At 65.2% G+C, this 25,266-nt stretch carries 15 protein-coding genes; 4 read left to right on the top strand and 11 right to left on the bottom strand.

Going from position 1 to position 25,266, the window contains the following annotated elements; genetic code table 11:
• Nucleotides 1-28: 28 nt before the first annotated feature.
• Nucleotides 29-1,156, top strand: a complete 1,128-nt coding sequence (gene dinB / locus ACFFF7_RS12095) for a DNA polymerase IV (RefSeq protein ID WP_379481606.1) — start codon at nt 29-31, stop codon at nt 1,154-1,156.
• Here the strand turns inward: dinB and ACFFF7_RS12090 are convergent.
• The 3 genes from ACFFF7_RS12090 to ACFFF7_RS12080 form a co-directional block, all read right to left on the bottom strand.
• Complete coding sequence (locus ACFFF7_RS12090) at nt 1,110-1,610, bottom strand: NUDIX domain-containing protein (RefSeq protein ID WP_379481605.1); 501 nt, start codon at nt 1,608-1,610, stop codon at nt 1,110-1,112. The genes dinB and ACFFF7_RS12090 overlap by 47 nt on opposite strands.
• Nucleotides 1,598-2,218 carry a 6-phosphogluconolactonase gene (locus tag ACFFF7_RS12085; RefSeq protein ID WP_379481604.1) on the bottom strand — a complete coding sequence of 207 codons (621 nt, stop codon included), beginning with the start codon at nt 2,216-2,218 and terminating at the stop codon, nt 1,598-1,600. The genes ACFFF7_RS12090 and ACFFF7_RS12085 overlap by 13 nt, the downstream gene beginning before the upstream one ends.
• Nucleotides 2,219-2,282: 64 nt before the next feature.
• A complete protein-coding gene (locus ACFFF7_RS12080) occupies nt 2,283-2,876 on the bottom strand; it encodes a hypothetical protein (protein ID WP_379481603.1) in 594 nt (197 codons plus the stop codon).
• 95 nt (nt 2,877-2,971) lie between these two features.
• Between ACFFF7_RS12080 and ACFFF7_RS12075 the strand changes: the two genes are divergently transcribed.
• Nucleotides 2,972-3,940, top strand: coding sequence for a transglutaminase-like cysteine peptidase (locus ACFFF7_RS12075; RefSeq protein WP_379481602.1), 969 nt, complete (start codon nt 2,972-2,974; stop codon nt 3,938-3,940).
• A gap of 17 nt (nt 3,941-3,957) precedes the next feature.
• Here ACFFF7_RS12075 and ACFFF7_RS12070 read toward each other — a convergent pair whose 3' ends face one another.
• The 6 genes from ACFFF7_RS12070 to ACFFF7_RS12045 all read right to left on the bottom strand — a co-directional run bounded on the left by ACFFF7_RS12070 (nt 3,958) and on the right by ACFFF7_RS12045 (nt 20,628).
• Nucleotides 3,958-5,217, bottom strand: a complete 1,260-nt coding sequence (locus ACFFF7_RS12070) for an HlyD family type I secretion periplasmic adaptor subunit (RefSeq protein WP_379481601.1) — start codon at nt 5,215-5,217, stop codon at nt 3,958-3,960.
• A complete protein-coding gene (locus ACFFF7_RS12065; protein ID WP_379481600.1) occupies nt 5,214-6,344 on the bottom strand; it encodes a cell wall hydrolase in 1,131 nt (376 codons plus the stop codon). The genes ACFFF7_RS12070 and ACFFF7_RS12065 overlap by 4 nt, the downstream gene beginning before the upstream one ends.
• Entirely contained in the window at nt 6,341-8,473 is a 2,133-nt protein-coding gene (locus tag ACFFF7_RS12060; protein ID WP_379481599.1) for an ATP-binding cassette domain-containing protein, read from the bottom strand. The genes ACFFF7_RS12065 and ACFFF7_RS12060 overlap by 4 nt, the downstream gene beginning before the upstream one ends.
• 99 nt (nt 8,474-8,572) lie before the next feature.
• On the bottom strand, nt 8,573-9,970 hold the full coding sequence (locus ACFFF7_RS12055) for a TolC family protein (RefSeq protein WP_379481598.1): 1,398 nt from the start codon (nt 9,968-9,970) through the stop codon (nt 8,573-8,575).
• A 17-nt stretch (nt 9,971-9,987) separates the two neighbouring features.
• Nucleotides 9,988-10,713, bottom strand: coding sequence for an OmpA family protein (locus ACFFF7_RS12050; RefSeq protein ID WP_379481597.1), 726 nt, complete (start codon nt 10,711-10,713; stop codon nt 9,988-9,990).
• 42 nt (nt 10,714-10,755) lie between these two features.
• Nucleotides 10,756-20,628: a beta strand repeat-containing protein gene (locus ACFFF7_RS12045; RefSeq protein WP_379481596.1), complete on the bottom strand. Its 9,873-nt coding sequence runs from the start codon at nt 20,626-20,628 to the stop codon at nt 10,756-10,758.
• Nucleotides 20,629-21,795: 1,167 nt separating this feature from the next.
• On the opposite strand from ACFFF7_RS12045, the gene ACFFF7_RS12040 reads away from it, so the two are divergent.
• Nucleotides 21,796-22,230 (top strand): hypothetical protein, encoded by a 435-nt coding sequence (locus ACFFF7_RS12040; protein ID WP_379481595.1) that lies wholly within the window; start codon nt 21,796-21,798, stop codon nt 22,228-22,230.
• 161 nt (nt 22,231-22,391) lie between these two features.
• Complete coding sequence (locus tag ACFFF7_RS12035; protein ID WP_379481594.1) at nt 22,392-23,441, top strand: ankyrin repeat domain-containing protein; 1,050 nt, start codon at nt 22,392-22,394, stop codon at nt 23,439-23,441.
• A 35-nt stretch (nt 23,442-23,476) separates the two neighbouring features.
• On the opposite strand, the gene ACFFF7_RS12030 is transcribed toward ACFFF7_RS12035, so the two are convergent.
• Nucleotides 23,477-24,283, bottom strand: a complete 807-nt coding sequence (locus ACFFF7_RS12030) for a hypothetical protein (RefSeq protein WP_379481593.1) — start codon at nt 24,281-24,283, stop codon at nt 23,477-23,479.
• A complete protein-coding gene (locus ACFFF7_RS12025) occupies nt 24,277-25,230 on the bottom strand; it encodes an SHOCT domain-containing protein (protein WP_379481859.1) in 954 nt (317 codons plus the stop codon). Before ACFFF7_RS12025 ends, ACFFF7_RS12030 begins: the two co-directional genes overlap by 7 nt.
• Nucleotides 25,231-25,266 lie beyond the last annotated feature (36 nt).

Raw genomic sequence — 25,266 nt, 5'->3', positions numbered from 1 at the left:
GCCGCCGATCGCGCTAGGATCACCCAACATGGCCGAGGAACCTGAGGAGACCGACGACGACGGCGCAGCCCCTGGCCTGCGCAAGATCATTCACGTCGACATGGACGCCTTTTACGCCAGCGTCGAGCAGCGCGACGATCCCAGCCTGCGCGGCAAGCCCATCGCCGTCGGCGGCGACGGTCCGCGCGGGGTTCTGACCACGTGTTCGTATGAAGCGCGCAAGTTCGGCTGCCGCAGCGCGATGCCCTCAGCCACGGCCAAGCGGCTGTGCCCCGGGCTGATCTTCCGCCGTCCGCGCTTCGACGTCTACACCGCGGTCTCGCGCCAGATCCGCGCGATCTTCCTTGACTATACCCCACTGGTTGAGCCGCTTAGCCTGGACGAAGCGTTTCTCGACGTGACCGAGGACCTGCGCGGCATCGGTTCCGCCACCCGTATCGCCGAACTGATCCGGCAGCGGATCAAGGACGAGACGGGCCTCACCGCAAGCGCCGGGGTCAGCTACAACAAGTTCCTGGCCAAACTGGCCAGCGACCAGAACAAGCCCGACGGGCTCTGTCTGATCCGCCCCGGTGAAGGCGCCCAGTTCGTCGCCGGGCTGCCGGTGCGGCGTTTCTTCGGGATCGGACCCAAGGGTGCGGAGAAAATGGCGGCACTGGAGATCGAAAGCGGGGCCGACCTCGCCGCCAAGGACATCGATTTCCTGCGGCGCCATTTCGGCAGCCAGGCCGACTATCTCTATCGCGCCGCGCGCGGCATCGACCTTCGCCGGGTCAAGGCGAACCGGGCGCGCAAGTCGCTGGGGGCAGAGCGGACCTTCGACAAGGACATCTCCTCCGGCTCGGCGCTGCGCGAGGTGCTGGAACGGATCATCGCGATCACCTGGGACCGGATCGTCAAGGTCGAGGCGCAGGGGCGGACAATTACGCTCAAGCTCAAGCACGCGGACTTCACCGGCCTGACCCGCGCCCGCTCGCTGGCCCGCCCGGTCGCCACGCGCGAGGAGTTCTCGGCGATCGGCCATGCCTTGCTGGACGAGGTGCTGCCACTGGCCCAGCCGGTGCGACTGATGGGGCTGACGCTGTCGCAGCTCGACGGTGAGGACGAGGTCACTCCGCAGCCGGTGGGCGGGGCAGCACAGCTTTCGCTGCTGTGACCCATTCGGCCATGCCGCGCTCCAGCGCCGCGGCCATGTTGGCGGGCAGAGCGGCGGGATCATGGAACGCCGCTTCGATGATCTCACGCCCGTCGGGGCGCAAGTGACCGTCGATCAAGCCGCAGACCAGCTGGACCCGGTTGGTCGTGCCCGAAAGCGGTTCATCGACGCGGAAGAAGACCTGGGCATGGTGCAGGCCGCAGCCGACCTCTTCGCGCAGTTCGCGCAAGGCGGCACTTACTGGCGGTTCAGTGCGGCCGATCCCGCCGCCGGGCAGCATCCAGCGCCCGCTACCATAGGAATGACGGACCAGCAGGACATAGCCGCGGTGATCGAAGGCCAAGACCCGGCAGCCGTGCAGCAGCGGTTTGCGCAGCCGCCACCAGACCTGGCGCAGCCGGTGCGCCGAAACCAGCGCGGCGCGGTGCAGCGGGGCCGGGATCAGGCGAAGCATGTCACCGGCTGATGCGCCGCGCCTAGCAGACGCGCGACCGGCAGGTCGCTCTCGCCCGCCCGGGCCGCATCGAATACCGCGCGCTTGTCCGCGCCGCGGATCACGAAGACCAGCGCGTCGCTGTCCAGCAGCGCCGGGATCGTCAGGCTGAGCCGGGCAAAGGGTGCCTCAGGCGGCAGCGGATCGGGCATCAGGCGGCGGACACGTGCCGGGTCATCGACTTGCGGATCGGTATTGGGAAAAAGCGAGGCAATATGCCCGTCCCCGCCCATCCCCAGCCACGTCAGTGCGAAATGCGGGGGCGTTGCATTCTCAGTCAGGGCAACGACCCGCGCACCAAGCGGTTCAAGTGCCCGGCGGATGCGGCCGACATTGCTGGCAGGATGGTCTTCGGGCACGACCCGGTCATCCCCCGGCCAGACGACGATCCGGCGCCAATCGACGGCCCCCGATTCAAGCCGCGCCAGAATCGGAAACGGCGTCGAACCACCGGGAATGGTGATCGCCACCGATCCATCCGTGGCGGACAAGGCAGCGCCCAGGGTTCGCTCAAGCCATTCAGCGATCCGGGCATCGCTGGCGTCGGAAACGATCGTTACCTTGGTCATGTCCAGGCAATAGCATTGCTGTGCCCTCCGCGAAACGTCGCGCATTGCTATGCAACACGGCCCGCTAGACCAGTCCCAGCGCCCGCAGGCCAAGCAAGATGGCCCCGAGGAAAACGACGAGGCCGAGGACCCTGCGCAGCTGCATCACGTGCGGATGGCGCATCAGGTCGCCGGCCATCCACGCCGCAACCGCCAGCGCAAGGACCGCGGCACCAGCGCCAAGGGCTGTGAGCAGCGGCGCGCGGCTGGCAACCGCCATGCCCATGGCGACGAAGCGCACCGCGTCGGTTACCTGTCCGGCCAACAGGACCACGGCAAAGGCACCGAGCGAATGGGTCGGCTCGCGCGGTACCGGCCGCCGCGTCAGCAGCAGCATCTCCAGCCCGGCCAGTGCCAGCGCGATCGCGACAAACAGCTGACGGGCCGGTGCCGGCAAGGCTGCAGCGATGACTTGCGAGAGCCAGATCGCCGCGATGACGCTGACGATTCCGGTCACCCCGGCCATCAACAAGAGCATTGGTCGCGCGCCCTGACGCGCCACCATCGCCGCCAGCAAGGCCTGATCGCGTGCGCCAAAGCCCGTCACCACGACGGCCAGCAGGGTAAAGAGCAGCGCGGCCATGGCCATCACGGTTGCGGTATCCGCGGTTACCGTCAAGCGCCCCGAATTGCCCGTCCCCCGCACAACTCCGCAACGATGCGTTAACTACGTGCCTACACGTAACCTTGAGCAGCGCCGGTCAAATTGGTGCCATGATCCGCACCAGGACCCTTTGCGCCGCATTGCCTGCCGTTCTCGGCACGGTGCTGCTGGCCCAGCCGGCCGCCGCGTCGTTTGGCGTGGCGACCTTGCCGATGGCCGTTGCCGCCTCGGCCTTTGCCAATCCGCAAGCCTGCCCGACTTCGATCGCCCCGGCGCTCGGCACGGTTGCGGCGCAGGCCGCGCCTGCGCCAAGCAAGTCTGCGGCAATTCTGGGAGGGCAGGTCAGCCAGCTCGATCTGATCAGGCAGCAACAGGCCGCTTTGGTCCAGCCGGCATCGACCCACGCTCTGGCGGGAACCCTGGAGCCGGCGGCAGGGATGTCGTACACGCCGGTGTTCGCAACATCGTCCTGCGCAGCGAGCGGCTTTGTCACGGCGATCAAGCCGGTGGCACCTGCGCCCCAGCTGAGCGCGGCCGTGCTGCACCCGCTGCTCCCCGCGTCGCCCGACAACTTCCTGGCGAGCAAGCGCCTTGAAATCCGCAAAACCGGCTTCGACCGCGACTGGAACCGCGTGCGCGGCAGCGGGCTTTCGGGATCCTTTGCCGCGCGCATGGTCGATATGGGCCGTGCAGCGCCATCCATGGCAACCCTGGCCGGCGTCAACAGCTGGACCAATGCCAAGGTCCGCTATGTCGAGGACCGCGAGCTTTACGGCAAGGCCGACTACTGGGCCAGCGCGGGAGAGACCTTGCGTCGCGGTGCGGGCGACTGCGAAGACATCGCCATCGCCAAGATGCAGCTGCTTGCCGCGCTGGGCGTGCATCGCGACGCGATGTACCTGACCATTGCCCGCGACACGGTCCGCGCCGCCGACCATGCCGTGCTGGTAGTGAAGCTGGACGGCAAGGCCTGGCTGCTCGACAACGCCACCGATCGCGTGCTCGATGCCAGCGAAAGCTATGACTACCGGCCGATCGTTTCGTTCAGCGAAAACAAGCGCTGGATCCACGGGTACTGAATAGGGGCTAAGCGCGCCTAGCGCTCGGTCATCGCCTCGCCGAATGCTTTCAGCACCGGCTTGAACAGATAGCTCAGGATCGATTTGCGTCCGGTGATGATTTCGGCGTCGCAGATCATTCCCGGCATGATCGGCAATTTGCGGCCGTTCTTCTCGATGAAGGCGCGGTCGGTTTCGATCACCACGATGTAATAGGCCTGGCGCTCGTTCTCGTCATAGATCGAATCGGCGCTGATGTTGCGGACCTGGCCGGTCAGCCCGCCGTAGATCGAGAAGTCATAGGCGGTGACCTTGACCACGGCGCGGTCGCCTTCCTTGATGAAGGCGATGTCCTTTGGCGTCACGCGCGCCTCGATCAGCAGCTTGTCGCCCTGCGGGACGATCTGCATGACCTTCTCGCCCGCGCCGACGAAGCCGCCGACGGTGTTGACCTTGACGTCGTTGACGAAGCCGGTGACCGGCGCGCGCAGCTCGGTCGCCGAACCCTTGATGGTCTGCTCGTTGACCGCCAGCTTGGTCGCCACTTCGCTGCGTTCGTTGAGCGCCTGCTGACGGAAATCGAGCCGGGCCTCGCTAAACTGGGCCTGGGCTTCCTGGATCGCTGCCGAAGCGCGGGCAGCACCCTGGCGCGCAGCCGACAGCCGGCCTTGCACATCGACTAGCTCGCGCTGGGCGGAAATAAGTTCGGTCTGGGGGATGACCTTCTTGGCCACCATCGGAGCCAGGGTATCGACCTGTTGCTGCGCCAGTCGGACACTGCCTTCAAGGCTGGCGATCGTGGCCTGGCCTTCGGACAGATCGCGGCGGCGCTGTTCGATCTGGGCGGCCAGCGCGCTCTGCTTGCTTGCGGCAGTGGCGCGGCGGACCGCGGCCAGCTGGGCTTCCTCCTCGCAGGCCACGCCTTCGCAGGCGCCGCTGCCCGCGCCGCTACCTTCGCCCTGCAGGCGGTTCGCGCGCGCGGTCAGGCGCTCGTTTTCGGCCTGAAGCTGGCCCATCTGCGACTGCGACTGGGCGTTTTCAAGCTGGACCAGCAGATCGCCCTTCTTGACCAATTGGCCGGGGCGGACCTGGATCGAGGCGATCGTGCTGGGCTCCGACGCCTGGATCAACTGGACCTTGCTCGACGGAATGACCTTGCCCATCCCGCGCGTGATTTCATCGACCTGGGCGATCGCCGCCCAGCCGATCAGCAGGAACAGCCCGATCGCGCAGACGGCGATCAGGCGGCGGTTGGCATCCCAGCCATGCCAGATGCTGCGCAGCGGGTTCATGCTCATTGCGGGGCCACGGGTCCTGCAATTTCGCCCACGGCAATCTGCTTCGGCGCTGCGGCCGGTGTGGGAGCTGTGGTTGTGGCGGCGACGGTTTCCTGGAAGCGGCTGTTCATCGCCACCGGATCGGGCATCGCGGGGCGCCAGGTCTTGGTCATGTCGATCCGTCCGCCGACATCGTTTTCGGCATGGCGGTCCTTGACGTCGGGGGTGACAGTCAGGCCGGGAACGAAGCTGTCCGCAGCGACGATCTGGCCGTCGATCGTCAGGCCATCGGACAAGGCACGGTCACGCAGCGCAGCAAAGTCCAGCGCGGGGATCCGCTCGGTCCCGGCATAGCGCCCGGTGAAGGCCGATGCCGTGCCCCAGTTGCCGCCGAAGCGATAGAAGATGTGGCGGCCGATCTGGCCGATCTTGCCCAGGGTGAAGGCCCATTTCGGCAGGACATAGTCGGCGTGATAGAACGTGGCGGTGCCAACGCTGGGTTCGACATAGCCGGCCAGCGCGGCCCGGGCGACCAGCGCGGCTTCGTTCCAGCGCACCGCAGCGGGGACGCGCAGCAGCGCGCCGTCACAGGTGAAGCTGAACTGGCAGCCGGTGCGGCGTTCGGCCCCCTGATAGACCACGCCGCAGACGCTCTTGGGATAGGCCGGGTGGCGCATGCGATTGAGCACGACCTGGGCCACGGCGCGGCGGCCCTGCAGCGGTTCGTTCGCGGCTTCGTAATAGACCGCCTGGGTCAGGCACTTGAGCGCGGTGGCATAGGTTTCGTTCTTCGCCGCCTGGATGCCGAAGGCCTTCATGTGTTCAAGCGGAAGGTTGAGCGTCGGGATCGCGGCGTTCTGGTCCTGCGCGGCCTGGCCTTCGACCACGATCTGGCTCTTGTCGTCGACCGAGATGTTGGCGACATTGCCGACTTCGGCCAGATTGACGCTCGCTTGCGGTGCGGGTGCTGCCGAAGCAAAGGCGCGGGTCAGCGGTTCGACCGCGAAGGACAGCGCCAGCGCCGCGATCATCGCCACAATCGCCGCGGCCAGCCAATGCTCCGCCTTCCAGCGGCGCACCAAGGTGCCGGCTTCAGCCAGGTCGAGCGGGTGCGCCAGGTCCAGGATTGCAGCGTTGTGCGTGTTCATGGTTTCAGCCCCACTCCTGCCGAGGCGATGATCTCGTCCCGCGGTCCGTCCGCCACAATCCGTCCCTTGTCCAGAACGATCAGGCGGTTGCAGATGGCAAAAAGCGCCGGACGATGGGTCGAAATAACCAGTGTCTGTTCGGGTGTCAGCGATTGGGACAGACGGTCGACGAATAGTTTCTCGGTCTGGCTGTCCATCGCCCCGGTCGGCTCATCGAGGAACAGCAGCTTCGAGGGGCGGACGAAGGCCCGGGCCAGGGTCAGGAAGCTGCGCTGGCCGCCCGACAGGCGGCTGCCGGCCTCACCCACGCCGCGGTCGAATCCGCCGGCATCCTGGCTGAGGAACTGGTCGGCACCGACGAAGCGCAGCGAATCGATCAGGCTTTCGTCCGCGACAACGCCCGCACCCAGCGCCAGGTTGTCCTTGATCGTGCCGGAAAACAGGCTCGAGTCCTGGCCGACAAAGCGGAAGGCATCGCGCAGTTCCTGCGGGCGGTACTGGCGGCTGTCGATCCCGTCGATCAGCATCGCCCCGCCGCTCGGCACATAGAGCCCGCACAGCACCCGGCCCAGCGTCGACTTGCCCGAAGCGACCCGCCCGACCACGGCGATCCGGTCGCCGGGGTTGATGATCAGATTGATGTCGGTGAGCGATTCGGCCGAGGCATCGGGATAGGAGAATTCGAGGCCCTCGCAGCGGATGCTAGCCGAACGCACAGAGGGGGTCAGCGTGGCGCTGCCCATCCGGCGTTCGTCGGGTGCGTCCCACAGCTTCTGGATCGATTCGAGCGTCTGCTGGGCCTGCTGGCCGCGGGTCAGGAGGAAGGCGAGCTGGCCGGCCGGGGCAAGCGAGCGCGACGACAGCATGACGATCGCGACGATCGCCCCCATGGTGATCTTGCCCGCATCGAACAGGTAATAGCCGCCAACGATTAGCGCGATGTTGGAAACCTGCTGGAAGGTCGAGGCGAGGCCGATCGCGGTGGTGCTGACATCCTTCAACCGCTGCTGCGAATGGGCGCCCAGTTCGGCCAGCTTGCGCCAGCGGCCCAGCATCGCCCCTTCGCCCGAAATAGACTTGAGCGTTTCAAGGCCGGCAATCGATTCGACCAGCAGGGTCTGCTGCAAGCCGTGATCGGCCTGGGCCTCGCGCGCGGCGTGGATGACCTGGCTGCGCAGGCGCAGGCCGATCAGCGCCATCACTGCCATCGCGATCAGCGGGACAAGCGCCAGCCACCCGGCGATCCAGGCGATCAGCGCGACGAACAGCACCAGGAACAAGAGGTCGATGACCAGCATCACGGTGGTCGAGGCATAGAATTCGCGAACGATTCCGTATTCGGAAACCCGCGCCACCATATTGCCGGTATGGCCCTTGCGATCGGCCAGCGGCGCGGCGAGGATCTTGGAATAGATCTTCTGCGACAACTTCATGTCGAGCTCGTGCCCGATCTCGTCGAGCACGGCCGAGCGCGCGCGGCGCAGCGCATATTCGATGGCAAAGGCGCCGAGCACGCCAACCGCCAGCACCCACAGGGTCGCCTGGGTGCGGTTGGGAATCACCCGGTCGTAAACGTTCATCGAGAACAGCGGCAGCGACAGCGCCAGCATGTTGATGATCAGGGTCGAAACCCATACCGGGGCGAAACGGCGGCGCAGCTTGGCGACTTCGCTCCAGAACCAGTGCGACCGAGCGCCAACTTCCCATGGCTGGCCTTCGGCGCGGATCGCGCTGGGATCGCCGAATACAGTCGCCATCCAGCCCGAATAGTCCGCTTCGATCCCGGCCAACGGCTCCCACTGGGCAGCTCCGGTCTCCGGACGCCAGACCAGCGCATCTTTGTCGCGCAGTTCGTGGACCACGCACAGGCCATCTTCACCCAGCGAAACCAGCGCAGGATAGGCCGCGCCGCGGTGGGGCAGGCGCTTCAGCCGCTGGGCATCGCAATTGAGGCCAAGCACTTCCAGCGCCGGTTCGGCCTGGTGCAGCGGCAAGCGTCCGCGCGTGTCGAGAGCAAGACCGGCAAGCATTGCCGGTGAAAAGGGAACGCCGAAGCGTTCGGCCAACTGGGCAAGCGCCGCGACCAGCGGGTCGGCAGGCGGTACAAGGGTGGAAGGCCCATCGGCCATAAATGCAATATCCCGGTTGTGGGGCGTCCCTGCATCCGAGGATGCAGGGACCCACTGTCATGTCAGGAACGGAACGCCCGTCCCTTCACACGCCTGCCGTCACTTCGGCAGGGTGCGGTATTCCAGTTCGGCCGGCTTGGGCGGACCGTAGTTGAAGCGTTCCCGCTCTTTCTCGCCCGCGCCCGCGCCCGGCGCGATGTTCATCGCCGAGAGGAAGCGGTTGGTCGCCGCCAGCGTCTGATAGCGCGCGAACATCGCCGAGAAGCGCGACGTCTCCAGGCGGACCTGGGTGTTGTAGCGCGCGTTCTGCGAATCGAGCACGTCGAGCAGCGAACGACGACCGACGTTGAACTGGCTGCGGTAGGACAGCAGCAGATCGTCGCTGACCTTGCTTTGCAGTTCGAGATCGTTGGTCAGCCGGGTCTGGCTGTCGAGCTTGGTCCAGGCGGTGCGGACGTCCTCTTCCGACTGGCGGACCACGGTGTAGAGCCGGTAGCGGCTCTCGCTCGCGCGGCGGACCATCTCCTGATAGTTGGCGCGGTTGATCCCGCCATCGAAGATGTTCCAGCGCAGATAGGCCCGGGCCTGAACGTCGCGGGTCGCCCCGTCGACGCCGTCGATGTCGTGACCGATGCGGCCGGTCAGATCGACTCCGATCTTGGGCAGCTGGTCGGCCTTGACGCTGCTCGCCAGGGCATGGCTGGCATCGACATCGGCTTCGGCTTCGCGCACTCGCGGGTTCTGCGTGCGGGCCAGGCCCACCGCTTCGGCGACCGAGCCGGGCATCGATTCGGCCAGCAGCGGCGGCTGGACCACGGCATCGACATCGAGCCCGGAAAGCGTGCGCAGCTGGATCTTGGCTTCGGTCAGGGCCTGTTCGGCCTCGATCGTGCGGACCCGGGCGGCCTGGAGCCGTTCCTGCGCCTGCTGCTGATCGGCGATCGAGATCGAGCCCTGCTCAACCCCCGAACCCAGATCCTTCACCAGCGCTTCGTGGAACGCGACGTTATCGACGCTGGCCGCGACCACGCGCTGCTGCAGCAGCACGTCAAGGTACTGGCGCGCAACCTGCAGCGCGATGAACTCCGAACGTTCGACGACGCGGAGCGAAGCGCCGTCGACCCGCGCCGCCTGGCGCAGCAATTCGCCGCGGCGACGACCGAAATCGATCACGGTCCAGTCGGCCCGGACTTCTCCGGTCACCGGATAGAGCGCATTTCCATCGATGTTCTGGATCCGGCGCGCCGGGTTATCGAGATAGCGGATCCCGCCCGAACCTTCGACGTCGACCCGCGGGGCGTAGAGTCCCTGGGCCTGCTTGCGTTCGAACTGGATCGCTTCCTTGTTGTACTGCGCCTGGGCGATCTCGGGATTCGAGTTCACCGCGACGGCGATTACGTCCTGCATCGACACCGGTGCCGACTGGGCCAGCGCGGGCGTGGCGACTCCGGCGAGCAGCGTTGCGAGGCCGGCGGCGAGCGATTTACGAATGGTCATTGTCCTGCCCCCTGCAATCAGTTCTGTACGGTGATTTCGACACGGCGGTTCTGCGGGTTCCGCTCGCCATCGGCGGTCGGCACCTTGGGTTCGCCTTCACCGCGGCCAGAGACCGTCAGCTGCCCGCCGTCTGCACCCTGCGCGCCCAGCATCTGGGCAACCGCAGTGGCGCGCTTCGTCGAAAGGGCGTTGTTGTAGGTATCGCTGCCCGACCGGTCGGTGTGGCCGGTCACGATCAGGCCCTTCCAGCCGCAGACCTTGAGGTTCTGCGCGGCGGCCTGTATGATTGGCGCGGCGCTTTCGGGCGGAACCGCGCTGTCCCATTCGAAGAAGACGATCCCGGCAATGCTTTCGCGGCAAGCGGGATTGTCGACCGGCGGGGGCGGCGGCGGCGGCGCAACGACCGGCTGCTCCTGCATCCGGGTGTAAGCATCGACGCACTTGCCGATCGAGACCGGATCCTTGGTCCCGCTCTTCAGGAAGCCGAGCGCGATGCCGCACTGCGCCTTGGCCTGGAGAGCCCAGAGGTAGCGCGGCGTGTCCGCGCCCTGGATTGCCCCGTCCCGGGTCAGGGTCAGCGCGGCATCGTAACGATTGCCGATCTCTCCCTTCAGCGCCGAAACCGACATCCCCATGAGGTCGGTTGCGGTGGCCTGGGCCTGGGCCGCAGCCGGAAAGGCCACGGTGGTGGCGGCAAGCAGTGCCCCCAGTGCCGTCTTGTTCAGTTTTGCATCAGTGCGCATCGCGATATTCCCCAATTTCGCTGCAGTCCCGTATCCCAGTCATCACGCCAAGGCAGCGGCCTGTTCGTGATCGAGCACCTGCATCAGATTGAAATGCGGCGCCCCCGCGTCATGCCCGCTGCCCTGCACACTGCTGTCGAGCAGTCCCTGGAGTGCAAAGTCACCGGCCTTCGGCGAAGCTCCCAATTGTGTGGCCGTGGTGGCCGCGAAGTGATCGACGATGTGATCCACTGCGTGGTTGCCAGCGGCATCCGACAGCGCCTCGGCCACGACCGGCTGCGCCGCAGGGGCCGCCTTTGTCTGGGTCTGGGCCGCGACCGTCAGCAGTGCATCCATCGCCGCATGACCCCCGTCATGATCGGCGAACAGTGCGCTCTTCCCGGCAGTCTGGGCCGCGGTATCGATCTTGTCGGCGTGATCCACGATCCGCGCCAGCTCCGCATGGCCACGATCGGCGTCGGTGTGATCGCCGCGGCTTTCAACCAGCGCCGCGACCTTGGCCGAAGCCGGCGAAGTGAGCTGGGCGAAGGCCGGCTGGGCCGCCGCTTCGGGCAGATCGGCGCCGACCGGTGCCGGAGCCGCGGGCAGATCGGCGGTGTGCGCCGCTGCCGTACGCAGCCCGGTGTCCGCCACGGCATTGGCGTGGTCGAGCGCCATCGCCGCAAGCAGGCCGGTTGCCGCCGCGCTGACCGCAGCCAGCTCGGCCGGCTGGGCCTGGCGCTGCAGGGCGGAGGTGGCGAAGGCCACATCGGCTGCCGTGCCGGTGGTGCCATCGGTGCGGGTGAAGGTGGTCGTGCCCAGCACCGTCACGTCGCCGCCGGCAGCCGTGCCGGCCTGGCCATCGCTGGTCAGGTTGATGCTGGCAATGCCAAGCTCGGTCAGGCTCTTGAATTCACCTGCGTCGCTGACACCATTGCTGTTGGCATCCTGCCACACGCCGAACTGGGCAAAGGCCGTGTCCTGCGCGTTGAGCACACCGTCGTGGTTGGTGTCGTAGGTTGCGGCCAGGCCCTGAAGGTCAGTCAGACCGTTACCGCCAAAGACGATCTCGGTGCCGTTGTCGACCTTGCCGTTGTGGTTGGCGTCTATCGCCAGCAGGCCGTCGTGACCGTCGACCCAGGCGGTCGCAACCTTCTGGCCGTTGCCGTAGTCGAAGGTCACGCCCGCATCGCTGGCAAGGTAATGCACACCGTCGCCATTGAGATCGATCGCGATCGGCGCGGCTGGGGCCAGCGGCGACAGGCCGGTGGCGACATGGACCGAGAAGTTGGCCGTCGCGGTCGGGTCGCCGTCGCCATCGGTCAGCTGCACGGAAAAGGGCAGGGTGCGGTCGATGGAAGTCTGCGTGACACCAATGTCGGTCAGGTTGAGCTTGATCGATCCGGTTGCCTCATAGACGTCGATCCATGCGATCTGCGTCCCCGAAGGCGAATTGATCGTGAGGGTCGAAGGATCGACTCCGCCATTCAGCGTCCACGATGCGGTCGTGCCATTGGTATAGTGCGCGACGAACTCGATCTTGTCGCCGGTCCCGAAGTTGAAGAACGAGAAGGCCGCGTAACTGACGTTGGCATAAGGCCCGGCAACGGGCGGGGTATAGCCGCCTGCGCCGTCATAGTCGTTGAGCGCGCCAAAATCGAAGCGGAGGAACTCGCCCGCATCGAAGTTGTTGTTGGCCAGGCCCCAGCCGCTGGTCGAACCGTTGACGTCATTGCGCTGGGTCATGTCGGGCGTGCCGCCCGCGAGCCAGGCACCTTCTTCCCCGCCGGTGAAACCGCCAGTCGCGGCCCAGCCGGTAACCAGCGTCAGCTTTTCCGCCGTGGCCGAATTGGTCACTTCGATGCCGTTGCTGGGTCCGCTTCCGAATGCACCGTTCGACAGGATCGAGACGTTGGTCGTAAGCGTATCGAGCGGAGCGATCAGGTTGAAGGTATATTGGCCCGATGTGCCGGCGTTGGGATCGACCGTCAGCGTGAACACTGCGGTGTCGTCTCCGGTGAAGCCATTGCCGGTAATATCGGCATAGGCCGTCAGCACATTGCCAACCTGCTGGGTAACCAGCGCATGTCCGCCCGAAGTGATCCCGGTCAGGTTGGCGCTGATCGTCATTGCGCTGCCTGCGCCATCGGCGCCAGCGGCGAAATGCAAGGTGCCAACGGCCGGAGCCTGGGTCGGATCGTTGTTGGCCTGCTGGTTCTGGACCGCACCCAGCGTCGGGGTGTCATCGTTGAAGGTGATTGCCATCACCCCGGTGCTGTTGGTGTCACCGTCGCTGTCGGCAGCCAGGTAGTTGAGGTTGACCACCGTGCTGGTTTCGTTGCCGCCCGCGGCGTGGAGCACGTTGTCGACCAGCGTTACCGTATAGGCGCCCGACGGAGTCAGGCTGACCGTGAACAGTACGCCGCGCGGACCGGTGGCGGTCAGCGTGTTGGTACCGGCGTTCCAGGCATAGTTGACCGTTTCGGTGCCGACCGTGCCGGTCGTGCCGTTGAGGTTGGCGAAGCTGACCGTGCCGGTATCGTTGCCGAAATTGACCGCGATCGCGCCGGTGTAGAGCGCCTCGCTCGGCGTCGCGCCCGGCTCTCCGGCATTGGCGTCGATATCGCCGGTGCCGCCCGCAATCCCGCCGGCCAGCGCGTCATCATCGACCGCTGCCACGACATTGACCGGCTGCGGAACCGAGTCGGCCAGCAAGGTGATCGTCGCGGTCGCCTGCGAGGTGTCCCCGTCGGCATCGGTGATGGTGTAGGCGAAGGTGACGGTGCCTTCCTCGCCCGGGCCGGGCTGGTAGGTGAAGGTGCCGTTGCCGTTGTTGGTCAGCGTGCCGCTGGCCGCGCCGACGCCATTGTGGAGCGAACCGGCCACCAGCGCCACGCTGGAAGCCAGCGCGCCGTCGGCGCCGCCCTGGTCGTTGGCAAAGACATTGATCGTCACCGGAGCATTCTCGCTGCCCTGGGTGACGCCGTCGTTGACCGCAGTCGGCGTATCGTCGTTGAAAGTGATCGCCAGCACGCCGGTGCTGTTGGTGTCACCATCGCTATCGGTCGCCAGGTAGTTGAGGTTGACCACCGGGGCGCTGGTTTCATTGCCGCCGGTCGCATGGAGCACGTTGTCGACCAGGGTTACCGTGTAGGTACCCGACGGCGTCAGGCTGACAGTGAACAGCAGGCCGCGCGGACCTGTCGCACTTAGCGTGTTGGTGCCAGCGTTCCAGGCATAGTTGACCGTTTCGGTGCCGACCACGCCGGTCGTGCCGTTGAGGTTGGCAAAGCTGACCGCGCCGGTATCGTTGCCGAAGTTGACGCTGATCTGGCCATTGAACACTGCTTCGGTGGCCGAAGCCGGGTTCGATCCGGTGTTCGTGGTGATGTCACCGATTCCGCCGGCCAGGCCGCCCGCCAAAGCATCGTCATCGACCGCGGCCACGACGTTGACCGGCTGCGGAACCGAGTCGGCCAGGAGGGTGATCGTCGCGGTTGCCTGCGAGGTGTCGCCGTCACGATCGGTGATCGTATAGGCGAAGGTGATCGTTCCTTCCTCGCCCGGGCCGGGCTGGTAAGTGAAGGTGCCGTTGCCGTTGTTGGTCAGCGTGCCGCTGGCCGCGCCGACGCCGTTGTGGAGCGAACCGGCAACCAGCGCCACGCTGGAAGCCAGCGTGCCGTCAGCGCCGCCCTGGTCGTTGGCGAAGACGTTGATCGTTACCGGAGCATTCTCGCTGCCCTGGGTTACCCCATCGTTGTTCGCCACCGGAGTATCGTCGTTGACCGTCACACTGAAGGTGCCGGTTGCCGTGGCGCGGTCGCCGTCGGCGTCGACCGCCTGGACGATCCCCGCGAAGTTGAGCACCAGGTCGTTCTCGTTCGCGCCACTGGCGTGATCGATCGGCCCCTGCAGCGTGAAGGTCCAGCCGCCGGTCGCCGAATTGAGGTTGAGCGTGAAGATCGGGGTCGCCCCGGCCGTCGCGGTCAGCACATTGCCGACCAGCGAATAGGTGATCGCCGTTCCGCCCGAAGTCAGCGTGGGCAGACCCGCAGTCGTGGTCAGCAGGTACTGCGGCGACGTATCGGCACCGCCAGAGAACAGGCCGACTACCGAGCCCGTCGCCACGGTAGCAGTCCCGGCAACGTCGCCGGTTCCGCCGGCAATTCCGCCCGACAGGCCGTCTTCGTCAACCGTGCCCGAGGTGGTGCCGGTGGTCGCGATCGGACTATCATCCTCGATCGAGACCGTGATGGTGCTGCCGGTCGTGGCCGTACCGTCCGATACGTTGACCGGTACAACAAGGTTCAAGCTGTCTTCTGTCGTGGTGCTGGGGTGATCGACATGGCCGAGCAGGGTAACGGTGTAGCCGCCGCTCGAATTGATCGTCACGGTGATGATCGGCGTTGCGCCGGCCGAACCGGTCAGCGTGCCGGTTCCTGCGCCCGACCAGGTCACCGCTACGCCGCCCGAAGTGAGCGCCGTGGCCGGCGTACCAAGCGTGTAGGTCAGCGGTTCGACATCGACATCGGTGGCGACGATCGTGCCGCTGGCGGTGGCGCTGTTGGTGGTGTCGGTGTTGCCGATCGTGTCCGGATTGCCCAACGCCAGACCTTCTTCCGAAACTGCCGCGGTCGATGGGGTCACCACCGGGGCATCGTTGGTGCCGTTGATAGTCACGGTCAGCGTCGCCGTGGTGCTGTCCCCGTCACGATCGGTGATCGTGTAGGTGAACACGTCGGTGCGGGTTTCGCCGCTGTCGAGCGCCTGGACCAGCGGGCTGGCGTTGTTGAGCGCATAGGAGTAGCTGCCGTCGGCATTGAGCGTCAGCGATCCGTAAGTGCCCGCCAGCGCGCTGCCGAGCGTGCCAGTGGTCGCCCCGAAGGCGATCGCGGTGACCGCGCCGCCCAGCGCCGCGCCGTCGGCTCCGATCGAGTCCTTGGCACCGTCGGTGGCATTGGCATCGCTGCCGCCACTGCCGGTGTAGACATTGCCGTCGGCCACGATCGCGCCGTCTTCGGTCACCGAGTCGACGTCGTTGACGGCGATCGGGGTATCGTCGTTGACGACGATGACCAATGAGCTGGGCGCGGTATCGCCGTCACCATCGGTGACCACATAGTTCAGCGTGAAGGCTTGGTTTTCTTCGATCGTGCCGGGGGTGCCATGCAGCACCGGCGCGTTCTGGGTGATCGTGTAAGCCCCGCTCGCGCTATTCAACGTCACTGTCACGACGGTGACGAAAGTGCCGCCCTGGTTCTGCTGGATCAGAATGTTAGAGCCCGAAGCGACGTACTGGAAGCCGCTGGGCGCACCGGTGGTAAGGAAGGCGAGCGAGCCGCCATCGTTGCCGTAAGTATGCGACAGCACACCGGTCGTGGCCTGGATGCCCCCGATATCGCCACTGCCGCCGGGATTGCCGCCGCTCAGCGCATCGTCGTTGAGGAAGGCAGTAAGGTTGCCGCCCGCGCTGGGCGCATCGTCGACGAACTGCAGATGATCGCCGATCCCGACCGTCGCCGAGGCGCTGTCGCCGTCGTGGTCGGTGACCGTCTGGGTCAGCGTGACCAGGTTGGCGGCCAGGGTCTCGACGTCATTGGGGCCAAGGTTCGGATCGTGGACCACGGCGCGGCTCTGATCGAGCGTGACGTTGCCGCTGGCATCGACGGCAACCGTGAAGACCAGATCGCCAGTGGTATTGCGACCTTCGACCACGGTGCCGTTCATGGCGAGGGTGATCGGCTGCCCGGTCAGCGTGTCGACCAGCCCGCTGGGCCCGGCGACCACGCCCAGGGTATAGCCTACACCGCCGCCCACTGCGGCGCCGTCTGCCCCGAATGAATGGGTGAAGACACTGCTGAGGTTCTGGGTCGAATTGGGCGTGAAATTGGTTTCGTCGACGGTCAGGTTCGGGACGGCGCCGGTCACCGAAGCGGTCGGGGTATCGTCGTTGACGCTGATCGCCAGCGTGCCGGTGGCCTGGTCGCCGTCGGCATCGGTTACCCGGTAGCCGAGCGTGAAGGCCGTGTTGTTCTCATCGAGACCGGCTACGTGATTGATCGGCGCAACCTGGGTCACAGTATAGGCACCGGTCGCGGTGTTGAGCGTGATCTGCATCACCAAGGTCGAGCCTTGGCGGATCTCGAGCAGGCCGGGATTGACCAGCGACGCGCTGAAGCCGCCAGGCGAGGTGAACGAGGTCAGCGCCCAGGCGAGCGCACCGTCGCCGCCCGATGCCGCCAGCGTCCCGCTGGTGTTGGCGGTGTCCGGGTTCACGTCGCCGGTACCGCCAGGGTTGCCACCGGCCAGCGCATCGTCGTCCAGCAGGACCGTGGCATTGGGTCCGGTGACCGGACGCGCATCCTCGATCGTGATCGTCAGCGTCGCCGTTGCCGTATCGCCGTCATGATCGGTGATCGTGTAGGTGAAAGTGTCGGCGACATTGCCCGGCGTGCCGCTGGCGCGGACATAGGTGTAGCTGCCGTCAGCATGGAGCGTCAGCGTGCCGTACTGACCGACGGTGGCCCCGTCGATCGTGCCCGCACCGTTGAAGCCGGATATTGCGGTAACTGCGCCGCCCGCTGCCGGACCGTCAGCACCGATCGAGTCGGCACCAGCCGGATCGCCGTCACTGCCAAGGCCGGTCAGGACATTGCCGCTGGCGGTTGAGCCGCCACCAAGGATGGCGTCGGTGTCATTGACCGCGATTGGGCTGTCGTCGTTGACGCTGATCGCCAGCGTGCCGAAGGCCTGGTCGCCGTCGGCGTCGGTCACCCGGTAGCCGAGCGTGAAGCCCGAGTTGTTCTCATCGAGGCCGGCCGCATGATCGATCGGCGCGACCTGGGTTACCGTGTAGGCACCGGTCGCGGTGTTGAGCGTGATCTGCATCACCAGGGTCGAGCCCTGGCGGATCTCGAGCAGGCTAGGATTGACCAGCGAGGCGGAGAAGCCGCCCGGCGAGCTGAACGAGGTCAGCGACCAGGCCAGCGCCCCGTCGCCGCCCGATGCGGCCAGCGTCCCGGAGGTGTTGGCGGTGTCCGGCGTCACGTCGCCGGTGCCGCCGGGATTGCCGCCGGCGAACACGTCGTCGTCGAGCAGCACCGTCTGGTTCGGCCCGGTGATCGGCGCGGCATCCTGCAGCGTGATCACCAGGGTCGCGGTCGCGGTATCGCCGTCGTGATCGGTGATTGTGTAGGTGAAGGTGTCGGTTGCGTTGATCGCACCGGTGGTCGAACGGACATAGGTGTAGCTGCCGTCGGCATTGAGCGTCAGCGTGCCGTGTTCACCGGTCGTGCTGCCGCCGATCGTGCCAGCGCCGCCGAAGCCGGTAATCGCGGTAACCGCGCCGCCCGTTGCCGGGCCATCGGCGCCGATCGAGTCGGCACCGGCCGGGTTGCCGTCGCTGCCCAGGCCGGTCAGGACATTGCCGCTGGCAGTGGTCGCACCGGCGAGCAGGGCGTCGGTATCGTTGAAGGCGACGGGCGTATCGTCGTCGATGTTGATCGCCAATGATCCGCTTGCAAAGTCACCGTCGACGTCGACAACCCGGTAGCCGAAGCTGAAGCCGGTGTTGTTCTCGTCGCCGCCGGCCGCATGGTTGATCGGCGCGAGCTGCGTCACCGTGTAGGCGCCGGTCGTCGTATTGAAAGCGATAGTGAAGACCAGGGTTCCACCCTGGCGCACTTCGATCAGTCCCGGATTGACCAGGGTGGGCGAGAACCCGACAGGCGAGGTGAACGAAACGGCTTGCCAGATCAGCGGCCCGTCGCCGCCGGAGCCGGTCAGCGTGCCGGTGACATTGGCTGCATCGACATCGTCCCCGGTGCCGCCAGGATTGCCGCCGGGCAGCGCATCGTCATCAAGCAGGACGGTGGCATTCGCTGCGGTGATCGGGCGCGCATCTTCGATCGCGATGATCAGGGTCGCGGTGGCAGTGTCGCCGTCGTGGTCGGTCACGGTGTAGGTGAAGGTGTCGCTGACCCCGCCCGCCGTGCCCGGATTGCGGACATAGCTGTAGCTGCCGTCGGCATTGAGCGTCAGGTCGCCGTACTGGCCGTGGGTAACGCCCGCGATCGCGCCAGCGCCGCCGAAACCGCTGATCGCGGTGACTGCACCGCCCGCGGCCGGACCGTCAGCGCCGATCGAATCGGCCCCTGCGGCGCCGCTGGTCGTGCCGGCGCCGGTCAGGACGTTGCCGGTTTCCGGGCCATAGGTACCGCTCGCGACAGTGTCGGTGTCGTTTGCGGCAAGCGGCGTGTCATCGTTGACGCTGATCGACAGCGTGCCGGTGGCGGCATCGCTGTCCTGATCGGTCACGGTGTAGGTGATGTTGAAGGGCTGGTTGTTCTCGTCGCCGCCGGCCGCATGGTCGATCGGCGCAACCTGGGTCACCGTGTAGGCGCCGGTCGCGGTGTTGAGCGTGACCTGCATGACCAGGGTCGAGCCCTGGAGCACATTGATGCCGGTGCCGTTGGCGACATAGCTGAAGCCGGCCGGCGCGCCGGTGGTCGACAGCGACCAGGCCAGCGGTCCATCGCCGCCAGCTGCGGAGAGCGTGCCGGAAACATTGGCTGCATCGACAGTGTCGCCGGTGCCGCCGGCATTGCCATTGGCCAGGGCATCGTCGTCAAGCAGGACCGTCGCGTTCTCGCGGGTCAGCGGCTGGGCATCGCCGATGTTGATCGTCAGCGTGGTCGAGGTGTTGTCGCCGTCACCGTCGCGGATCGTGTAGGTGAAGGTGTCGGCCACGCCGCCCGGCGTGCCCGGATTGCGGATATAGCTGTAGCTGCCGTCGGCATTGAGCGTCAGCGTGCCATAGTGACCGACAGTGATTCCGCCGATCGTCCCTGCACCGCCAAAGCCGCTGATCGCAATGAGCGCGCCGCCCGCAGCCGGACCGTCCGCCCCGACGTGGTCGGCACCCGCGGCACCGCTGGTCGTCCCGGCGCCGGTCAGGACATTGCCGGTTTCCGGACCATAGGTGCCTGCGGCAACCGTGTCGGTGTCCGGATTGGCGACCGGGGTATCGTCATCGACATTGATGCCGAGCGTTCCCGATGCCGTATCGCCGTCGATGTCGGTGACCGTGTAGGTCAGCGAGAAGATCTGGTTGTTCTCGTCACTGCCGGCAACATGCACGATCGGCGCGAGCTGGGTGACGGTATAGGCACCTGTCGCGGTATCGAGCGTGACCGTCAGAACGCGGACCGCGCCCTGGAAGACGTCGAGCCCGGTGCCATTGGCGACATAGGAGAACCCGCTGGGTGCGCCTGCGGTCGACAGCGACCAGGTCAGCGCGCCGTCGCCGCCGCTGCCGACCAGCGTGCCCGCGGTGTTGGCGCTGTCGGCATCGTCACCGGTCCCGCCGGGATTGCCGCCCTTCAGCGCGTCATCGTCAAGCAGCACATCGGCATTGGGGCCCGTGATTGGCTTGCGATCGATTCCGGGGACGATTTCGCGGATCCGCGGTTCGGGAAACTTGAGTTCGGTGTAAGGCAGCAGATCGCCGATCTTGTAGGCGTCCTGGATCGAACCGACCGGCACGGCGAAGTTGCCGCCCGAGCTGCGAATCGCGCCGGCAGCAGGTTCGGGCTCGTGCCCGATCAGCAGTGCGGCAAGGTTGAGCGGCGGAACCGTCACGCCCTGGGCAACGATCTGCGGCACGAAAATCGCGCCATCCGCGATCACATAGGTGCGCCCGTCGTCGGTCTGGATGACCAGATCGCGTCCGCGCACGGTGATGTCATCAAGCGAGGCGCCGTCGGGCAGGACCACCGTGTTGTTCGCGTCCGGGACCAATGGCGTACCGCCGGTGCGCGCTGCCGCGCTGGCCGCAGCAGCCAGTTCAGGCAGGGCCCGAGCCAGTGCCGGATTGTTCAGCACGGTATCGCCCAGGGCGATTTCGGTGTCGGTGTCGCGGGTGCCTTCGTAGTCCATCGCCGTCGTTCGCTCTCTTCGGGCTGCCAGGTCCAGACGGACCGGGGAACCAGTGAGGGACGCAGAACATCTGACACGGACGCAGCGCAAAATGGCTGGTGTGAACCTAGCAAACGTTCTGCGACCTGTTGGGGGCGTGTGGCGCTTATCTGTCGGATTTCGTTATCCGAATCGTTAGCGCGCCCTTCGCCTTGGCTGCGTTAGAACACCCGGACCGATTCCTTGCAAGTTCGTTAACCGCCTTTGCAAACCATGCAGAGGCAAGTGTGTCCGCGACTCCACGCCTTGTTTTTCCACCGGTCCGTCGCAACCCCGCGCAGACATCGCTACGCCCACTCTTTATTTCCTTTATTTTCAATTGATTATGCTGAATTGCGGATCACTTGACGCGTTAACCAAGAATCGCAGCAGCGCATGCAGATCATGTCCCGTCCTGACGCATTCTTGCGATCGCGTCGTGGTGTCAGCTAACCGACAAAATGGAACTATCCCTTTTCGTCAATTATTTATGCAAGGTCTGCGATCTCAGAACAAATCCGGTTTGACTCTTCCATGCGAATCAACGGACACTTGCCCGCGGAATCTGGCCGCCGGGGGAAGGCGAAGATGGACACGATAGAACCCACATTCATGCTGCTAGGTGACCGGCCTTTGTTGGGCGCGTTGGCTTTGGCAGCATGCCTCGCCGGTGGTAGCGGCTCGCACGGCGCGGTTCGCTCCGATCTTAGCGGCATACCGCATCGCATCGATGGCGCGGGTTTCGCGCCGGGCTGGGAAAGCGGTGCGCCGGCCGCGCCGCATGCCGCGATCGTCGCGCTGCAGGCACACCTGGCTGAGTCGTCGACAAAGGTAAGCCGTGTCGCCCATTCCGCATATCACGCACCGGCTGCGGCAGAACCGCGTGTCAAAGCCAGGCCAGCATTGGCCGCCAGGCCCATCGCCAGCGGGATCGATAGCTCCACAGCTGGGCTGACGCGCCAGATGTTGACTGAGCCGGCCGCGCTTTCCGCTGGCACTGCAAAGTCCGAGACTGTGCCAGCTCTTGCGCCCGTTCCGGCGGTGCAATTGCCCCAGCCTGCCCCCACGGCAGCCCTGGCCGTCGTCAGTGTTCCGTTGTCTGCGCAGCTCGGTACGGAACCAGCTGCAACATTTGCCTCGCCAGCTACGATGATCGAATCGCAGCCACTGCGGATTGTTTCGTCGCCAGAACTGCGCCGCTTCGACCTGGCCAAGTTCCGCGCAGCCCCCGCGAAGCCAGTTGCCAAGCTTGCCGCGAGCCGCACGTCCTCCGCGACAGGTACCAAGGTCCGCCAAGCCGACCGCCTTATCGACGATGTCGTCTATCATCACGCAGCGGTTTCCGTGGGTGGCCAAGCCGGCGGCGATATCGCGGTTCGGATCGGGCCCGATATGAAACCATCGGTCAAGGTCGCAGATCTGCTCGGCCTGGTCTCCGCACAGATGGATCCGGATTCGCTCGCACGCTTCACGCAGGCCGGCAGCGCGGGCGAATACGTCAGCTTTGCCACCCTGCGCAGCGCCGGCTTCGATGTCAGCTACAACGCCGCTGCAGACAGCATCGCGATCAGCGTCACGCCCTAGTCGCGTCACTGCACAGATATTTGCCGCCGTTCGTCCCGGCGTTTCCGGTTGGAGGATCGTCGGTCCGCAACGTCACGTCACGATGGCGTTAGCAGGGCCTGTGTACCGGTATCTCGCATCGGTAGGTTGCGTGCGCCTGTCGCAATACAGCTCCGGCAGATATGACCCGATTTTCGCTACATCCTGGCGTGACGGCCATTGCTGGTCTGATGTTGATGTTGTCTGCCTGCGTAGGGAGACCGCAATCGGCACATGCTCCGTCGCATGCGTATTCGCCCGAGGAAATTCATGCCGCGGTCCGTAATCCTGATCCGGCGCGGCTATCTAGATTGCTCAGCGGGGGAGCCGATCCCGATGCCCGCAACGCCGAGGACGGTCGCACGCCGTTGATCACGGCGTTGTATTTTGAAAACAAGGCACAGTTCCTGATGCTGCTGCGGGCCGGCGCGCAGCCGGGCCTGGCCGATCAAATGGGCAACACTCCGCTCCACGTGGCGGCGGAAATCAATGAACCTTGGCGGGTCCTTGACCTGCTGCAGGCTGGCGCCCCTCCAGAAGAGCGCAACTTGCAGGGACAGACGTTCCAACGCTATTTGTTCATGACGCCCGATCATATGCTAAACCGGTCCACGCTTGCAGGGCGGCAAGCCGTGCTCGCCTGGCTAATCCGCCATGGCATATCTGCCGAACGACCAGTGGAGGAGGCATCGGGCTCTTCGACGGAAAGTGCGGAACCGGAACAGTTACGCTACACGATCATTGGAACCCGGGCCGGCAATCACCTCTATTGGCGCATGGATCGGAACGGCAAGGGCGAGGTTGCAGTGCCCATTTCAGGTGGCTTTCGACTTCCCGACGCACCCGGCTCTTCGGAAGAGCCCTTCAGGTTCATTGAAGGTCACCACAGCTTCGATATTGGCGCTGCGGGCTACGCCGAGATAAGGGCACAATTGGCTGGAATCCTCTCCAGTTCGCTCAACCCGTTCACATTGGGCAACAGCGATCTCTCATGCTTGCGCGCAATGGACTTCGGCGCGGCCAATCTGGTTTGGAGTGGATCAAATTCCGGTAACTTTTTCCACGACTTCGCATGTCCTGGTGCGCGCGCTCAATTCGTTTCGCGCCGTTTTGATGCGGTGTGGCGGATCATCGCAAGATACATGCGTCGTCTCGGCCAATCTGGCGTGATCGGCGAGAGCAGACCCAACTAAGAATCAGCGAATGGCATGGCGACCAGTCCGGTCGATCAGTTCCAATCCGTCATAAGATCGTCATCATGGAGAATGCCCACGACCCGCCGATGACTGTCCAATGCGGTCAAGGCGGTCCAAGTCTCTCCCGATTCGTAGCCGAGACTGATAAACACCGAGCCATGCACCGCAATCACTTCAAATCGCCCTGAAGCAATGGTGCAGCCATTCGCGTTGAGTGCCGCAAGCTTGGCGCTCACCTGTGGGGCATTCATCACACCTGGCTGCTGGACAGCCGGAATTGCGGAAATCACCTTTTGCGCCGCCTGCGGCGTTGGACACAGATAGCTCGGCTTCTGCGCCGGCGATTTCTGCGGGTCTGGATTCAGGAATCCGCCGGTTGCATAGGTAGCAATCCACCGTTCAAATGCGTTGCGCGGTGCCCGATTGTTCCCCTCTTCATCGACCAGGCCAAAAACCGTCGCACCAGTCGATCGGCTTCCCCGGTAAAGGATTTGGTGCGTAGCGCCGACACGCTTGCGGGCCAGGACCTCCTCGATGACAATCGGGCCGCCCGCTTGCTGGCAGCCCGTGACTTTGAGACCATCAAAGAAGCGATATACATCGAACGCCCCATTGTCATTGGGACGGTAATAGTCGGAAATCATGGCGCGGGCACTTGCTTCATTCGAACATGTGACGGTGCTGTAATCCGCCGGGATATCGCGCTTTTCAGGCTTGGCTTCTCCGGCGGACGTTGGTGACACGGTGGCCATGGCGCACCCGGCAAGGATCAACGCGCACATACTCGATCGATCGATCGCCATGGCAAACCGCGCTCCATGCTTTTTACTGGTCAGCATCCTGGCAACTCCTGATCGCCAGCCGGGTCGGGCCGGACGAACACCTCTCCCTTACGGACGTAATGATGCATGAAGTTGCGCGTTCCCCGGAAGCGCACGTCAAACGAATTCTGCCGCATGTTGATGATTTCACCAGTGATCGATTCGACCCGTTCCGGATCCTCCACCGCGCCGCCGTTTTCATAGACTGAGCTGAAGCTGGCGACTGTGACGGGACCGGAAGGACGCAGCTCGGTCACCGTCGTCGATTCGCAGCGATAGCCCTGCCAGACCCCGCCACCCGTGGCGACTATAACGGGATTTGGGCCAAGGCCGCTGACAAACTTCCAGGCTGGCGGATTGCCCATGATGCTTCCATCGATTGCGTCAGGCCAGCGGCGAACAACGCGGAATGCGCCGTTCTCCTCCTTCAGATAAAATATGCCGAGCGCGCCGATCGACACTGGACTCGGTTCCGCCAGGTTATCGGCAGGCAAGACAAGGACTGGACCAAACGCTGCCCAGGCCAGCTTGCCCGCCTTGTAGGTGTAATCGATTTGATTGCTCGTGCGGATTTTCGGCGGGCCGTCGCCGAACAGGGCATCGAACGCGCGTTGCGCCTGCTGACTTGGCGAAAGGCTTTGGCGCAAACTGGTCTGCGGTATCGACGAAACACTGGCTGCGGGGGTTGAGAGCAGACTTTTTGCGGCAGGCGCCGCCACAGACTTGCCACCCGCGAAATCGGCTGTGCTCCAGCGCGCCAGCACGATACCAACAGCGGCAGCCAACCCAAGGGCCAGAGGCACGGCGATCGTCCAAAAGCCAAAACGTCGCGCTGGCGCCGGATGCGGGCTTCCGGGCGCCCCGCTTAAGCCTCCTGCAATGACAAGCGCCTTCTCACGCTGAAATTCGTCTTCGGTCAAAGCGCCACTATCTCGCAAAGAGACGAGGCGCTCCAAATGGTCCATACGGTCAGTCATTGTGCGTTTCTTGCCGTTGCGTTG

Origin of the sequence: Novosphingobium aquiterrae (assembly GCF_042434435.1) — a bacterium.
Taxonomy (GTDB): domain Bacteria; phylum Pseudomonadota; class Alphaproteobacteria; order Sphingomonadales; family Sphingomonadaceae; genus Novosphingobium; species Novosphingobium aquiterrae.
The sequence above is the reverse complement of the archived record's forward strand: the minus strand, read 5'-3'. Positions and strand labels throughout refer to the sequence as shown.

What these genes read in the sequence shown, in the direction of transcription:
- dinB (WP_379481606.1), top strand. Translation starts at nt 29, where the DNA reads ATGGCCGAGGAACCTGAGGAGACCGACGACGACGGCGCAGCCCCTGGC.
- ACFFF7_RS12090 (WP_379481605.1), bottom strand. Translation starts at nt 1,610, where the DNA reads ATGCTTCGCCTGATCCCGGCCCCGCTGCACCGCGCCGCGCTGGTTTCG.
- ACFFF7_RS12085 (WP_379481604.1), bottom strand. Translation starts at nt 2,218, where the DNA reads ATGACCAAGGTAACGATCGTTTCCGACGCCAGCGATGCCCGGATCGCT.
- ACFFF7_RS12075 (WP_379481602.1), top strand. Translation starts at nt 2,972, where the DNA reads ATGATCCGCACCAGGACCCTTTGCGCCGCATTGCCTGCCGTTCTCGGC.
- ACFFF7_RS12070 (WP_379481601.1), bottom strand. Translation starts at nt 5,217, where the DNA reads ATGAGCATGAACCCGCTGCGCAGCATCTGGCATGGCTGGGATGCCAAC.
- ACFFF7_RS12065 (WP_379481600.1), bottom strand. Translation starts at nt 6,344, where the DNA reads ATGAACACGCACAACGCTGCAATCCTGGACCTGGCGCACCCGCTCGAC.
- ACFFF7_RS12060 (WP_379481599.1), bottom strand. Translation starts at nt 8,473, where the DNA reads ATGGCCGATGGGCCTTCCACCCTTGTACCGCCTGCCGACCCGCTGGTC.
- ACFFF7_RS12055 (WP_379481598.1), bottom strand. Translation starts at nt 9,970, where the DNA reads ATGACCATTCGTAAATCGCTCGCCGCCGGCCTCGCAACGCTGCTCGCC.
- ACFFF7_RS12050 (WP_379481597.1), bottom strand. Translation starts at nt 10,713, where the DNA reads ATGCGCACTGATGCAAAACTGAACAAGACGGCACTGGGGGCACTGCTT.
- ACFFF7_RS12045 (WP_379481596.1), bottom strand. Translation starts at nt 20,628, where the DNA reads ATGGACTACGAAGGCACCCGCGACACCGACACCGAAATCGCCCTGGGC.
- ACFFF7_RS12040 (WP_379481595.1), top strand. Translation starts at nt 21,796, where the DNA reads ATGATCGAATCGCAGCCACTGCGGATTGTTTCGTCGCCAGAACTGCGC.
- ACFFF7_RS12035 (WP_379481594.1), top strand. Translation starts at nt 22,392, where the DNA reads ATGACCCGATTTTCGCTACATCCTGGCGTGACGGCCATTGCTGGTCTG.
- ACFFF7_RS12030 (WP_379481593.1), bottom strand. Translation starts at nt 24,283, where the DNA reads ATGCTGACCAGTAAAAAGCATGGAGCGCGGTTTGCCATGGCGATCGAT.
- ACFFF7_RS12025 (WP_379481859.1), bottom strand. Translation starts at nt 25,230, where the DNA reads ATGGACCATTTGGAGCGCCTCGTCTCTTTGCGAGATAGTGGCGCTTTG.